The organism is Brevibacillus sp. B_LB10_24 (assembly GCF_046036945.1).
In the GTDB taxonomy this organism is placed as follows: domain Bacteria; phylum Bacillota; class Bacilli; order Brevibacillales; family Brevibacillaceae; genus Brevibacillus_C.
On sequence record NZ_JBJQOQ010000014.1, the window covers coordinates 115,639 to 129,607 of the forward strand.

The window sequence follows — 13,969 nt, forward strand, 5'->3', positions numbered from 1 at the left end:
GAGAAACGTTTGCCGCAGTGAGGTTGTGCCAAAAAAATAACAATCGAACTGCAAAAAAAGTAAACCTGATGCAAAGATATTTTGCACATGTATTGTCAGGTCTACAAACCATTTTGTATAGAGGGCGGGTTGGATGATCGGCGAAACTTATCTCTGCTTCAATCTGCGCAAGCGATACTGCAGACTCTGCCTGCTGATCCCCAGCTCTTTGGCGGCGCGTGACAAATTTCCGTTATGCTTACCCACTACCATTTGAATATAGCTGCTTTCAAACATGAGCAGCTTTTCTTTTAAAGGAGCAGCTTCCCTGGCCGTTTCTTCAAGAAATTGTTGTTCCAGACTGGCCGCTGCCGCATGGGAAGCTTGCTGCACCTGATTTTTGCGGCGGAGATGAAGAGAGGGCAGATGATGGGGCATAATCGTCGTTTCATCTGCCATCAGATTCATCGCGCCCTCGATCACATGCTGCAGCTCACGAACATTGCCGGGCCAATCGTACCCGAGATAAAACTGCTGCACTTCCTCGCTTACACCCGTGACATCCATCTGAAACAGCTGGTTGTACTTTTGGATAAAATGCTGTGTCAGCAATGGAATATCTTCTCTGCGCTCGCGCAAAGGCGGGATAAACAGCGTAACCACGCCTAACCGGTAATACAGGTCCTTGCGCAGCTGCTGGTTGGAGATCGCTTCTATCGGGTCTTCATTGATTGCGGCGATGATCCGCACATTCATCGATCGGTCTTTGGTATCGCCGATCCGGCGAATCGATTTCTCCTGCAAAGCGCGAAGCAGCTTCGCCTGCAAAGGCAAACTGAGCGAATTGATCTCATCCAAAAAGAGCGTTCCGCCCTCCGCCTGTTCAAACAGTCCGGCACGCTCCACCGCTCCCGTAAAAGCGCCGCGCGACGTACCGAATAGCAAGCCTTCTATCAAGCCTTCCGGCAGAGCCGCACAATTTTGCGAGATAAACGGAGCAGAAGCGCGTGCGCTGGCCTGATGGATGCTTTGGACAAAAAGTTCTTTGCCCGTCCCTGTTTCCCCGACGACGAGCACGGACGATGAGGTTCGCGCGGCTCGCTTGGCATTCTCGATCAGATCGTGAATCACCGCGCTTTTGCCGATGATGCTTTCAAACGTATAACGGGTGCCGCCTTTCTCCTTTTCGAGCAAATTTTCCCGAATCATCCGTTCCATCTTCGTCACATCGCTGGCAATCTCTACAGCGCCGATAATCCTGTTGCCATCCTTCAGCGGATACGTATGGTTAATTGTGGTGATCTCTTTTCCTTTATCATTAAAATAGGTCTGTTTGATATGGCGGATCGCTTTTCCGTTGTGCAGCGCTTGCAGCAATGTGCTCTGTTCTCCGTCCGGAAACTGAAAGACATCTAATAGATTTTTGCCCAGCACATCATTTTTATGCATCGATTCCAGTTCAGTCATTTTGCGGTTGTACAAGACGGATATGCCGTTCTTGTCAATCACGTGAACGCCCTCGTTGATCTCATCGAGGATATGTTCATAGATTGTTAAAAACTGTTTGATTTTTTCGTGCTCAAGCAGTGTGTTCATCACGTTTTGCCACCCCTTTAGTCGATCAAATTTTAGCACATGATTCGCTGCATGCAAAATAATTTTGCGATTATTTGGCAACACAAATATTGGGTGCAAAATATTTTGGCGAACAACTTGCAGGCAGCTTTGTGAAAATGAAGCCATTCAAGCATTGCGAGCGTTGGCATCATTCTTGAAAGGGAGTAATAGCGGACCACAAAACGAAGGAGGAACAAGCATGAGCCAAACCAAAGCGATTATTGAACAAACGGAAAAGTTCGGAGCCCACAACTACCATCCGCTGCCGATCGTCATATCGCGGGCAGAGGGTGTCTGGGTGGAAGATCCGGAAGGCAACCGGTACATGGACATGCTGAGTGCCTACTCCGCGCTTAACCAGGGGCATCGCCATCCGAAGATCATCCAGGCGCTGAAAGACCAGGCGGACAAGGTAACGCTTACCTCGCGGGCGTTTTACAGCGATCAACTGGGGCTGTTTTACGAAAAGCTGGCGAAGCTGACGGGAAAAGAAATGATTTTGCCGATGAATACGGGCGCTGAAGCGGTAGAAACGGCGCTGAAGGCGATCAGGCGCTGGGCGTACGATGTGAAGAAGGTCCCGGAAAACCAGGCGGACATCATCGTCTGCGAGGGCAATTTTCACGGCCGAACCGTAACGATCACCTCGTTCTCCTCCGCCGAGGAGTACAGACGCGGGTTTGGACCTTTTACGCCGGGCTTCACGATAATTCCATACGGGGATATCGAGGCGTTGAAGAACGCGATTACGCCGAATACCGCGGCATTGGTCATCGAACCGATCCAGGGGGAAGCCGGCATCATCATCCCGCCGCAAGGTTTTCTCAAGGCGGCAGAGGAAGTCTGCAGGGCGAACAACGTCCTGTTCGTCGCCGACGAAATCCAAACGGGTTTTGGGCGCACCGGGAAGCTTTTTGCCAGTGAGTGGGAGGGTGTCACGCCAGATATGTTCATTATGGGGAAAGCGCTGGGGGGAGGGGTATTCCCGATATCGGCGGTCGCAGCGGACAAGGAGATTCTCGGAGTGTTTGAGCCGGGGTCCCACGGTTCCACATTTGGCGGCAACCCATTGGGCTGCGCTGTCGCCGTGGCAGCGCTCGACGTCATCGAAGAAGAGGGCCTGGTCGCCCGTTCGCTGGAATTGGGCAAATATTTCATGGAGAGATTAAAAGAAATCCAGCATCCCGCGATTCGCGAAGTGCGGGGCAGAGGGCTGTTTATCGGCGTGGAGCTGACCACGTCCGCCAGACCGTACTGTGAGAAGCTGAAAGAGCTTGGCTTGTTGTGCAAAGAGACGCATGAAACGACGATCCGCTTTGCTCCGCCGCTGGTCATTTCCCGGGAGGAACTGGATTGGGCGATGGAACGGATCAATCAGGTCTTCCAGGTGTAAGAAAAGCTCGCGTAAAGAAAGGCTAAAACACTCGGCTTTCCGCCGGCGTGTTTTAGCCTTTTTTTGACCAAATGCTTACTTGGGCTGTTGCTGCTGCATAGACTGAGCCTGCATCGCCGATTGAACCTGGCTGACCATCATTTGGACCTGGGCGATTTCATTGGAAGCTTGTTTCAGGGCTTCTTCCGCTTGCATCGTATTGGCGGCGGATTGCGTAATCGCCTGGGTGATCATTTCTTTTGCCATTGCTGCGGCCGCCTCTGCTTTTTTCAGCGTGTTGGTATCCATTTGTTGGGGCATTTTCGTTCCTCCTTTTTCAGCTAAGGTGATTTATTCATACCCTGTTAGCTTAACCTTCTCCCCCTGCCCTTATGCTTTTTTGCAAACGCAATTTTTGGTCAAAATCCTCCATTTTTCTGCACTTTTTTGAAACTAATACCGATTTTTAGCGTCAAATGTAAGAGAGGGAAAGAGTCTGTCGTACATAGAAGGGGAGTTATCCATGAGGAAGAGGACATCAGGGTTGAAGAAAGAGCTTCTCGTGCTGATTGCTGCGATGCTGCTGGTCTTTGCCACGGCCTTTGAAACCTATGCGGTTCCGAAGGTTTCTCTGGGGGACGATTTGCTGATCAGCAAGTACCACCACTTCATCGACGGGAAAAAAATCGGGATTGTCACCAATCAGACGGGTGTAAACAGCCAGGGCGCCAGCATCATCGACGTACTCTTCAAGTACCCGAAGACCAATGTAGTGGCTTTGTTTGGGCCGGAACACGGGATTGACGGGAAGGCACCGGCAGGCGCTTATGTGGAGTCCTACACCGACAGCAAATACAAGGTTCCGGTATACAGCCTCTACGGAAAAACGCGGATGCCGACCGAGGAAATGCTCAAGGGTCTCGATTCTCTCGTCTTTGACATGCAGGATATCGGTGCACGGTCTTATACGTACATTTCTACCTTGCAATACTGCATGCAGGCGGCAAAGAAGCACGGCAAGCAAATCGTCGTTCTTGACAGGCCCAATCCGCTGGGAGGGACGATTGTCGACGGACCGGTGCTGGAAGACAAGTTCGCCTCTTTTGTCGGCGTAGATAACCTGCCGATGGCACACGGGATGACTGCGGGGGAATTGGCCTATTTCTTCAATCGCAAGATCGGAGCCGACCTGGCTGTTGTCCCGATGGAGGGATACACCAGAAACACGATCTGGCAGGATACAGGACTGCGCTGGGTGCAAAGCTCTCCGAACATTCCCGACATCACGTCCGTCTTTGGCTACATGGCGACCGGGCTCGGCGAGGGGACTGGGATTACGCAAGCGGACAAATTCAAGTGGGTTGGCGGAAAGGGCATCAACAGCCAGACTTTGGCCAATCTCTTGAACAATGCGGGCTTAAAAGGCGTTTCGTTCACCCCGGAACAGCGCGGCTCAGCCGGCGGGGTTCGCCTGATGATCACCGATCCGCGGACGTTTAATCCGGCCAAGACAGGCATCTATGTTCTCGGCTACGCCCATTCACTCAACCATTTTGCCGTTCCCAAGAGTACGGGCGGGGACATTGTCATGTTTGACAAAATCATGGGAACAGATCAAATCGGCAAGTCGTTGGAGCAGGGGCTGACGCCGCAGCAGATCGAAGTAGGATACGCCGAAGTGCTGGCCAAGTTTAAGGAAGAGCGGAAAAAGTACCTGATTTACGGAGACGTTCCGCTAGGCGCGGGGAATTCGCCTGCAGGCCCGGCCCTGGTCACGGCGCCGCCGGCGGCATCTCAAACCGGCAAGCCGACAGCACAGCCGCCGAAGCCGCCGCAGCCCAAGCCGGATCCAAATGCAAAGGTGGCGTACCTGACATTTGACGACGGGCCGTCCGTCAACACTCCGAAGATTTTAGACATTTTAAAGGAGAATCAGGTGAAGGCGACGTTTTTTGTCGTCGGACGCAATATCAAGGGACGGGAGGCCATTCTGAAACGGGAAGTTGATGAAGGCCACGCCGTGGGCGGTCACACGTTTTCACACGATTACAATCTCGTGTACAAATCGGTAGACGGCTTCTTCAAAGATTTGGAGGCAGGCAATAAGGCGATTGAGCAGGTGACCGGGGTCGCTCCTACGCTGATCCGCTTTCCTGGAGGCAGCAACAACACGGTGAGCAAACATGCGCAGGATCCCGGCAAATACGGCAAGAACAAGTGGATCATGCCGGATATCGTCAAGGAAGCGGAGAAGCGCGGCTATCGCCACTTCGATTGGAACGTCAGCATCGGCGATGCCAGCGCAAAGGGATACACCGTCGAAAGTGCAGTGCAAAGCGTCGTCAAGGCAACAAAAAACAACAAGCAGGTAATTATCCTCATGCATGACGGCGTCGGCAAGGAGAAGACGGTTCAAGCGCTGCCCAAGATCATTCAAACCCTCAAAGCTGAAGGGTACTCATTTGAAGTACTGGGACATGAGTCATTCCAGGTTTCTTTTCTGAAGTAATGAAAGGGTGTGATCAGCCTGCCGGTGCAGGCATGATCACACCCTTTTGATTTGCGGGCAGGCGGCAAGGGGGTACAGGGTTCTACTTTAAATAAGAACGCAGCATCCAAACGTGCTTTTCCAAAGATTGGCGAATGGAAGTCAGCATGTCCGCTGTAGCGTCATCCTGCTGGGACTCGGCAATCTTCAGCCCCTCTTTTGTCTCCGCGATCAAGGTATCAAAATCGTCGGCAATGGTTTTTACCATCTGCTCCGTCGACTCGCTGCCGGCTGCTTCTTTTATCGTGGCTTTCTCCAGGTATTCCTTCATCGTGGCGAGCGGCTTTTCCTTGATCGCCAGGAGCCGCTCGGCCAATTCGTCGAGGTGCTGGGCGGCTTCATTGTACAATTGCTCAAAGGTGGCGTGCAGCGTAAAAAAGTTCGGACCGCTTACATACCAGTGGTAATTGTGCAGCTTTACATAGAGGACGCCCCAGTTTGCAATTTGGGTGTTTAATACGCTTGTGACCGTTTTGGTAACCTGTCTGACATCGGTGGCCATGCTTCAGCTCCTCCCTTTCCAATCGTGTTCACATAGTAACATCTCTCAATCCATCCGGTTCTATACGAATTTGCTCATTTGTCACATCTTACTCTCATGGTTCCCGGCCGATTTGCCGAAACCATAAGTAGGGTATTTTATTTACGGATTTTTTGGGGAGTGGCGACATGGAAAAATCAACTTATATTGGACTCTTCCTCGGACTCTTAGCCGTTGGCGTTGGCATGGTGTTGAAGGGGGCATCAATCTCAACACTGGCGAATCCTGCCGCTATTATGATCATCTTCGTAGGAACCGCGGCAGCGCTGTTTATCGGGTTCCCCACCTCGGAGCTCAAGAGGGTGCCGGCTCTCCTAAAGGTGCTTTTTACGGAGCAAAAGCTCGTTTCCAAGCGAGAGTTGATCGAACAGTTTATGGCATGGGCGTCGATCGCCCGCCGGGAAGGGCTGCTTGCGCTGGAAAACACCTCGGATGAAATCGAGGACGAATTTTTAAGGAACGGCATGAAGATGATTATTGACGGCGGCGAGCCGGAATTTGTCCGGGATGTCTTAAACGAGGAAATCTACGCCATAGAGGAACGGCATGCTTCAGGAGCGCAGATCTTCTCCCAGGCTGGTGCCGCTGCGCCGACATTGGGGGTGCTTGGCGCGGTCGTCGGGCTGATCGCAGCGCTGGGGAACTTAGCCGATATCGACAAGCTGGGCCACTCGATCGCCGCTGCGTTTGTCGCTACTCTGATGGGGATTTTCTCCGGTTATGTGCTGTGGCACCCGTTTGCCAACAAGCTGAAACGCAAATCGAAACGGGAAATCGAAATAAAAAAGATCATGGTGGAAGGCTTGTTGTCCATCCAGGCAGGTGTCTCTCCGGCTGCGATCGAACAAAAGCTGCTGGTGTACATCCCGCTGCACGAACGCATGGCTGAACGGGCGGAAGAAAAAGATGTGAATGCCCAGGCGAGAGAAGGTGTCGGAGTGAATGGCTAAGCGGAGGAGACACGGCTCGGAAGAAGAGCATATTGATGAAACCTGGCTGATCCCTTACTCGGACTTATTGACGCTGCTTTTGGCCTTGTTCATCGTACTCTTCGCTTCAAGCAAGCTGGATGTCAAGAAATTCGATCAGTTGGCCCAGTCGTTTAACGTTGCGTTTACAGGGGGGACAAGCATCTTGGAAAGCCCTGCCCCCATTACCATGCCGCCGGATACACTGCAGATTCCGGACGACGTCACGATGATGTCCAAAGCTGAGCAGGAACAGGCAGAACGGTACCGCCAAGAGACGGAGGACCTGGAGAAGGCGAAGGAACAACTGGACACTTACATCCTGGAGCACGCATTGCAGGAAAAGCTTCATACGAAAGTAACGGAGACGGGCCTTTTGATCACTATCATGGACAATGCGCTGTTTAACTCGGGAAGCGCCCAGGTACGCCCGGAAGCGAGAGAGCTGGCAAGTGAGATCTCCAAGCTGCTGGTTCCGCAGCCGCGGCAAATCACCGTCTCGGGCCACACGGACAACGTGCCGATTCACACGGCGGAATTCCCTTCCAACTGGGATCTAAGCTCGAAACGGGCGCTCAACTTCATGAAGATCCTGCTGCAGAATCCCCAGCTTGATCCGCAAAAATTCAGCGCTACCGGTTATGGAGAGTATCACCCGATCGCACCCAATGACAGTGCGGAAGGGCGGGCCAAGAACCGACGCGTCGAAGTGGCTATTTTGCGCAACAATCCCAAACCGCTGCAGTAGGCAAGCGAAAAACACCCCTTCTACACGAGGCAACTCGCCGGTATAGAAGGGGTGTCTTATTGAGCCGGTTCCGGCTGTTTTGGCTCTCGAAAGTGCAGGTAGATACCTGCTGCAAGGGCAATCAGGATAATGCTCACCGCTGTCCACTGGGCTGTCGTCCAACCGAACAGGTAGCGGGGCGAGTCGCCGCGGAGCATCTCCAGTGCGAAGCGTCCGGCGTTGTACAAAATGTTGTAAATGAGAAACAGATAGCCGCGCTTTAGACGTTTCTGCATCAGAATCATCAGGACGGCAAAGAAGATGACATCCATTTGCCCTTCCCACACTTCGGCCGGCCAGAGCGGGCGGTCTCCAAAGACAGCGCGGGCGTTGGTGCCCTCTGGATACAGAATGCCAAAATCGCCGCCGGTCGGATCGCCAAAGGCATCGCCGTTCATCAGATTGGCGTCCCTGCCGATGCTCTGCCCGAGAATCAGTCCGGGGGCGCATAAGTCGGCCATCTCCCAAAATGACAGCTTGTGCTTCCGCACGTACCAGAAGCCGACTGCGATCGCTCCGACGATCCCGCCTTGGATCGACAATCCCCCGTGCCAGATCGCGATGATTTCGCCTGGATGCTGCGAGTAATAAGGCCAATCGAACAGGAACACGGTCCAGAAGCGCGAACCGATAATCGCACCGATAAACATCGGAACAGAGAGGTTCATGATATGTTCTGCCAGGTGCTCCTTTTTTTGCAGCTTGGCCAGGGTAACCGTCACTCCCAGTCCTAGAAGAAAGGCGAGAATGAACAAAAGGCTGTACGAACGGATGGGAAAAGGGCCGATATGGGCTATGTACTGGTGCAATTTGCTCCCTTCTTTCCTTTTGGATGCTTCCGAAATCCTTTACAGAATGGATGTTACTTATCATACCACAGCGGAAGCAATACCTGAAAATCAAAAAGAGGGAAAATGCAGACATACCCTTTTCAGGTGTCGCCAGCCTGGCGAAAACGCCGGGACAAGCGATCCTGTCGACCACTTTTGTCTCATGTTCGGCAGCGTTGCTTAACTGGGGATTCCCGGTCTTAATTAATGATCGGCAGAGGGGAGTTTTTTAATTTGAAAAGCTGAGTGACTCCTACGAGATTTGCCTTTTTATTCAGTTCGGGCAGCGTTTTTTTCAATACCGCTGCCGTCTTTTTTCCCGGTCTTCCGACGTGGCCGATAGCGACACAGCTATCTTTATTTGACAGGTGTTTGTATATGCGTTCGAATTGATTCTGGATGTAGCGGCTGCTGTTTTTGTTATCTAAAAAAAGTTGATTTTCCGCGTAGGGAACGCCTAATTCTTTGGCAACCTCGCCGGCAATGCTCAGACGGTTCGTCTTGCTGTCGAGAAAGGCAATGCCCCGATCCCGGCATACCTGCAGGACGGCGCGCATCACCCGCCGGTCCGCTGTCGCCTTCGACCCCATATGATTGTTGACTCCAACGGCATGAGGCACATCATCGATGGCAGCGTTCACCCGTTGGCGGATTTCCTCGTCCGTCAGATCCGTTGTGATCGCTCCCTTCCCCAGTCCTTTTACATTTTTGGAAATAGGCTCCATCGGAATGTGCACAAAGACATCGTGACCGGCATGGTGGGCCCACTCGGCGTCCCGCTTGGTCGTGCGCTGGAACGGCATGACGGCAATAGTTAAATGAAACGGCAATTCGATGATTTCTGCAGTCCCGGCCATATTGTTGCCAAAATCATCGATGACGATTGCCACGTTTTTCTTTTGGGAGACAGGAGAATCTGCCGGCAGGGCCTCCGATGGGAAAAGCGGTAACGACACGAGCAGAGCAGCCAATAGAAGCCCTGATATGACAAAACAAGCTGTTTTGACGGTTCCTTTCATCGTCAGTGCCCCCTCGAAACCCATGATGTTTTTAATATGGATAATCGCACAGCGTTTCATGAACGGTTGGCCTGAACTTCTACAATTCCCAGCAGTTTCATAATGAGCGCGGCTCCTTTCTCTTTTAGAATGGGAATTTGTACGAGAGAAATTCCCATGGTTGGGGGGCAACTGGTTTTGAAGGCAACAGGACGTATCATGGCTCTGGTGCTGGCGGTGTTTTGTCTTGCCGACACGGCAAGCGAGGCAGCTGCCGTAAATCCCTTTGATGACATATCGGGTTCATTTGCAAAACAGCAGATAACGGATTTGTACATACGGGGAATTGTGGAAGGAAATGGGGATCGGAAGTATCAGCCTAAACAACCGGTCACTCGCAGTGAATTCGTAAAAATGTTGGAGAAATTGATAAAAATTCAACCACAGGCTGGAACGGTGCCGCTGTTCACAGACGTGTCAAAACAGGCCTGGTATTATTCGTGGGTACAAACAGCGGCCGAATTAGGATTGGCCCGCGGAACCGGCGCTTCCACCTTTTCGCCGAACGCGCCGATCTCCCGCCAGGAAGCTGCTGTCATGCTGGTGAGGATCTTGGAGGGGGACCAGAGCGGCAGCAAGCCATCGTCCTACAGCGACGCAAGCAAGATCGCGGTTTGGGCCAAGCCGTATGTGGCAGAGATCACCAGGCTGAAATACATGCAGGGGGCAGATGGGAAGTTTCGCCCTGCCGATCCATTGTCCCGCGAGGAAACAGCAGTCGTGCTCGACAAGCTGGCAGTTCAGGCAGACAAGTCCGGGCAGATGGCAAAGGTGCAGCCTCCCATACAGCTCGGTTGGGAGTACGGAGGTACAGACGCCGAGTTCCAGCAGCGTGTCGGCAGCTCTGGTGTCGCAGTCAACAAGCTGTCTCCGCGCTGGTATTACTTTGATGCATCAGGCAATTTTTCTGATCGGACAACGGCTTCATTGGTAACCTGGGCACACCAAAAAAGCAAACAGGTGTGGCCGCTCGTCGGCAATCGCTTTAACAGAGAGCTGACCCACAGCATGCTGGCGGCGAGTGCGAACAGAACGAAAATGGTCAACCAGCTGGTCGGATTCGTCGACAAGTACAAACTGGACGGATTGAACCTGGACTTCGAAAATGTAGATCCGGCGGACAGGGACAATTTTACCGCATTCGTCAAAGAGCTGGCGAGCGCTCTTTCCGCACATCAAGCGAAGCTGTCTGTCGACGTGCCGCCTGATCTGGGGTCGGACTGGTCGGAACCGTTCGACTTTGCCGCATTGGGTAAATATGCCGACTATGTCGTATTGATGGGCTATGATGAACATTGGACGGGAGGCCCCGAGGCTGGGTCTGTCTCCTCGCTGCCGTGGCTCAAGAATGCGATCAGGGGGCTGAAGGCTTCTATTCCGGTCAATAAGCTGATCGTTGCGGTTCCTTTTTTTAACCGGGATTGGTATATGAAGGACGGCACCTTGACTTCCACCGACCTGACGTTGGAGGAGCAGCAGGCCATTCTCAAAAAGAAGAATCCGAATATCTACTGGGATGACACAACAAGCCAATACGTTGCGACTTATTGGGAAGGAAGCGTCAAGCATACGATTTGGCTGGAAGAGACGAGATCTTTTACCAAGTTATACCAAATGATTTTGGCTGAAGGTGCTGCTGGAATTGCCTATTGGCACATTGGAGCGGAGAACAATGAGATGTGGACCGCGATCCAAAATGCGATCCTTACCCAAAATTTTCGCAGTTTGGCTTGGTGAGGGATCGCAAGACGGTTAGATGAGGGGAAGCCTGAACTAACCGTCTCTTTTTTTACACTGGCGCAGATCGGGCGCTTCCGCAGTCTGACATTGGCAAGCGGCTATGCCTACAGTACAATGAAAGAAGTTGTGAGTGAAAAAAGGACTGGTAATCATGAATATCCTAAGAGCGGAACACATCTCGAAAAGCTTTGGAGAAAAGGTGCTGTTTGACGACATCTCGCTGGTGATTTCCGAGAATCAGCGAATTGGATTGATCGGGGTAAACGGGACGGGAAAATCCACCCTGTTGAAAATCATCGCGGGATACGATACGGCCGATCAGGGGAACATCGTCCACGCCAATCATTTTCGGATCGAATACTTGCCGCAAAACCCGGAATTTGACCCCGGATCAACCGTATTGGAACAAGTATTCTATGGAGATTCGCCGCTGATGAAGCTGCTGCGGGAATACGAGCAGGCATTGGCGCTGCTGCAGGCTTCCCCCGACGACAAAGAGCGGCAAAACCGGCTGTTTTCCCTGCAGCAGGAGATGGATGCCCTGAACGCATGGGAAGCCAATACACACGCAAAAACCGTCCTGACCCGGCTTGGCATCCGCAGCTTCACGCAGCTGGTCAGCGAACTGTCCGGCGGCCAGCGAAAGCGGGTGGCGATGGCGCGTGCCTTGATCCAGCCTGCAGACTTGCTGATCTTGGATGAGCCTACCAACCACATCGACAACGAGACGGTGGAGTGGCTGGAAGAATACCTCTCCCGCTATAAAGGGGCCCTTTTGCTGGTGACGCACGATCGCTACTTCCTCGACCGGGTCACCAATCGCATCGTAGAGCTGGATGGCGGCAAGCTGTACAGTTACGAGGGCAACTACGCGGCGTTTTTGGAAAAGAAGGCGGCGCGGGAGGAGAATGAAGCAGCGACAGAGAGCAAGCGGCAAAATTTGCTTCGCCGCGAACTGGCGTGGCTGCGGCGGGGGGCCAAAGCCCGCACGACAAAGCAAAAGGCGCGGATTCAGCGCGTGGAGGAACTGCAGAACCAAGGTACGTCAGGTCCTGCGGAAAAACTGGACATCTCTCTCGGCGCCAGCCGGCTGGGAAAAAAGGTGCTGGAAATGGAGCATGTCAGCAAAGGCTACGAAGGCCGGAAGCTGATCCGGGATTTTAGCTACATCCTGCAGCCGCAAGACCGCGTTGGCATCATCGGGCCAAACGGAAGCGGCAAATCGACGCTGCTCAACCTGATCGCCGGGCGGATTCAGCCGGACAGCGGCACGATTGAGCTTGGGCAGACCGTCAAGCTTGCCTACTACACACAGGAAAACGTAGAGATGAACACGGGGCAGCGGGTGATCGAATACGTCAAGGAAGCGGCGGAAGTGATCCGCACGGCGGACGGCTCCACCATTACGGCATCGCAAATGCTGGAACGCTTCTTGTTTCCTCCCCACGTGCAGTGGACGCTCATCGGCAAATTGTCGGGCGGTGAGCGGCGGCGTCTCTACCTGCTGCGCACCCTGATGGGCGAGCCGAACGTGTTGCTGCTGGACGAGCCGACCAATGACCTCGATATCCAGACACTGTCGATTCTGGAGGATTATCTGGAGCAGTTCCCGGGCGCAGTCATTACGGTGTCCCATGATCGCTATTTTCTTGACCGGACGGTTGACCACTTGTTCGCTTTTGAGCCGGACGGGACGATCCGCCGTTTTTACGGCAACTATTCAGAATACCTCGAGATTCAGCGCAGGGAGCAAGAGGCGGCAGAAGCGCCTGCGGACAAAGAACCGGCCCGAAAGCGCGAGGAAGAAGTCGATTCGGGACGCAGGGCAAACAGGCAGCGTAAGTTAAGCTATAAGGAACAGCGGGAATGGGAGGAAATCGAAGGAAGGATCGCCTCCCTGGAAGAGCGGTGTGCCGAATTGAAGGCAGCCATCGCCCAGGCCGGCAGCGACTTCGAAAAGGTGCAGCAGCTGTATGCGGAAGAGCAGCAGGTCACGGGTGAACTGGAGCAGGCCATTGAACGCTGGGCAGAGCTTTCGGCGTTGGTGGAGGAGATTGAGCAGAGCAAGAAATAACAATAGATCCGGGGCGCTTGGCCTCGCTACTAAAAAACGCGGGGAAAAGCGCCCCGCGTCATTTTTTGCAGTGGTGTACATTGTCCATGGAAACCGGAAATAACGGGCTCGCTTCGTTCGTGGAACGCCAACAGGGGTACCGCCGACAAACCGTATAAAACATACGCTAAGACAGTTTTTGGAAGATATAATGGCAAACAACCGCATTTCATCCTGTGAAAATGCGGTTGTTTAACTTCTCTTTAACTGTTATCAGACAGTACCACCATTGGCCTGAATCACAGACCCGGTAGTACATGTGCTTCTCGCTTTTTGAAGATGAATACGACAAAGAAAAGATGAGGGAACTAATTCTCGTTCAGATTAAACAAACAGAGAAAAAATTTTTCTCATAGAGGATGCTTTAGCAAATGAATACTCCCGCCACTTACCATCGCTGAGGCTCTGGTTGAAGT

The 13,969-nt window shown here is 52.8% G+C and carries 11 protein-coding genes; 6 read left to right on the forward strand and 5 right to left on the reverse strand.

The window, feature by feature from the left end; translation table 11 throughout:
* Window positions 1-147 precede the first annotated feature (147 nt).
* Entirely contained in the window at window positions 148-1,575 is a 1,428-nt protein-coding gene (locus ACI7RC_RS14750) for a sigma-54 interaction domain-containing protein (protein ID WP_408108986.1), read from the reverse strand.
* Between the two features lie 220 nt (window positions 1,576-1,795).
* Here ACI7RC_RS14750 and ACI7RC_RS14755 point away from each other — a divergent pair, with 220 nt between their 5' ends.
* A complete protein-coding gene (locus ACI7RC_RS14755; protein WP_408108987.1) occupies window positions 1,796-2,989 on the forward strand; it encodes an ornithine--oxo-acid transaminase in 1,194 nt (397 codons plus the stop codon).
* A gap of 75 nt (window positions 2,990-3,064) precedes the next feature.
* On the opposite strand, the gene ACI7RC_RS14760 is transcribed toward ACI7RC_RS14755, so the two are convergent.
* Window positions 3,065-3,289 (reverse strand): hypothetical protein, encoded by a 225-nt coding sequence (locus ACI7RC_RS14760; protein WP_408108988.1) that lies wholly within the window; start codon window positions 3,287-3,289, stop codon window positions 3,065-3,067.
* Window positions 3,290-3,491: 202 nt separating this feature from the next.
* Here ACI7RC_RS14760 and ACI7RC_RS14765 point away from each other — a divergent pair, with 202 nt between their 5' ends.
* A complete protein-coding gene (locus tag ACI7RC_RS14765) occupies window positions 3,492-5,477 on the forward strand; it encodes an exo-beta-N-acetylmuramidase NamZ domain-containing protein (RefSeq protein ID WP_408108989.1) in 1,986 nt (661 codons plus the stop codon).
* Window positions 5,478-5,559: 82 nt separating this feature from the next.
* Here the strand turns inward: ACI7RC_RS14765 and ACI7RC_RS14770 are convergent, their stop codons facing one another.
* On the reverse strand, window positions 5,560-6,018 hold the full coding sequence (locus ACI7RC_RS14770) for a Dps family protein (RefSeq protein ID WP_408108990.1): 459 nt from the start codon (window positions 6,016-6,018) through the stop codon (window positions 5,560-5,562).
* 167 nt (window positions 6,019-6,185) lie between these two features.
* Between ACI7RC_RS14770 and motA the strand changes: the two genes are divergently transcribed.
* Entirely contained in the window at window positions 6,186-7,007 is an 822-nt protein-coding gene (gene motA / locus ACI7RC_RS14775) for a flagellar motor stator protein MotA (RefSeq protein WP_408108991.1), read from the forward strand.
* Window positions 7,000-7,773, forward strand: a complete 774-nt coding sequence (gene motB, locus ACI7RC_RS14780; protein ID WP_408108992.1) for a flagellar motor protein MotB — start codon at window positions 7,000-7,002, stop codon at window positions 7,771-7,773. The genes motA and motB overlap by 8 nt, the downstream gene beginning before the upstream one ends.
* Before the next feature lie 56 nt (window positions 7,774-7,829).
* On the opposite strand, the gene lgt is transcribed toward motB, so the two are convergent.
* Together lgt and ACI7RC_RS14790 are read right to left on the reverse strand one after the other, a co-directional pair.
* Complete coding sequence (gene lgt, locus ACI7RC_RS14785; RefSeq protein ID WP_408108993.1) at window positions 7,830-8,621, reverse strand: prolipoprotein diacylglyceryl transferase; 792 nt, start codon at window positions 8,619-8,621, stop codon at window positions 7,830-7,832.
* A gap of 221 nt (window positions 8,622-8,842) precedes the next feature.
* On the reverse strand, window positions 8,843-9,661 hold the full coding sequence (locus ACI7RC_RS14790) for a divergent polysaccharide deacetylase family protein (RefSeq protein WP_408108994.1): 819 nt from the start codon (window positions 9,659-9,661) through the stop codon (window positions 8,843-8,845).
* Window positions 9,662-9,838: 177 nt separating this feature from the next.
* Between ACI7RC_RS14790 and ACI7RC_RS14795 the strand changes: the two genes are divergently transcribed.
* Together ACI7RC_RS14795 and ACI7RC_RS14800 are read left to right on the forward strand one after the other, a co-directional pair.
* Entirely contained in the window at window positions 9,839-11,437 is a 1,599-nt protein-coding gene (locus tag ACI7RC_RS14795; RefSeq protein WP_408108995.1) for an S-layer homology domain-containing protein, read from the forward strand.
* Between the two features lie 154 nt (window positions 11,438-11,591).
* Window positions 11,592-13,514 carry an ABC-F family ATP-binding cassette domain-containing protein gene (locus ACI7RC_RS14800; RefSeq protein ID WP_408108996.1) on the forward strand — a complete coding sequence of 641 codons (1,923 nt, stop codon included), beginning with the start codon at window positions 11,592-11,594 and terminating at the stop codon, window positions 13,512-13,514.
* Window positions 13,515-13,969: the final 455 nt, after the last annotated feature.

Bases quoted from the DNA above. Each gene is read 5' to 3' on its own strand.
- ACI7RC_RS14750 (WP_408108986.1), bottom strand. From the start codon at position 1,575: ATGAACACACTGCTTGAGCACGAAAAAATCAAACAGTTTTTAACAATC.
- ACI7RC_RS14755 (WP_408108987.1), top strand. From the start codon at position 1,796: ATGAGCCAAACCAAAGCGATTATTGAACAAACGGAAAAGTTCGGAGCC.
- ACI7RC_RS14760 (WP_408108988.1), bottom strand. From the start codon at position 3,289: ATGCCCCAACAAATGGATACCAACACGCTGAAAAAAGCAGAGGCGGCC.
- ACI7RC_RS14765 (WP_408108989.1), top strand. From the start codon at position 3,492: ATGAGGAAGAGGACATCAGGGTTGAAGAAAGAGCTTCTCGTGCTGATT.
- ACI7RC_RS14770 (WP_408108990.1), bottom strand. From the start codon at position 6,018: ATGGCCACCGATGTCAGACAGGTTACCAAAACGGTCACAAGCGTATTA.
- motA (WP_408108991.1), top strand. From the start codon at position 6,186: ATGGAAAAATCAACTTATATTGGACTCTTCCTCGGACTCTTAGCCGTT.
- motB (WP_408108992.1), top strand. From the start codon at position 7,000: ATGGCTAAGCGGAGGAGACACGGCTCGGAAGAAGAGCATATTGATGAA.
- ACI7RC_RS14790 (WP_408108994.1), bottom strand. From the start codon at position 9,661: ATGAAAGGAACCGTCAAAACAGCTTGTTTTGTCATATCAGGGCTTCTA.
- ACI7RC_RS14800 (WP_408108996.1), top strand. From the start codon at position 11,592: ATGAATATCCTAAGAGCGGAACACATCTCGAAAAGCTTTGGAGAAAAG.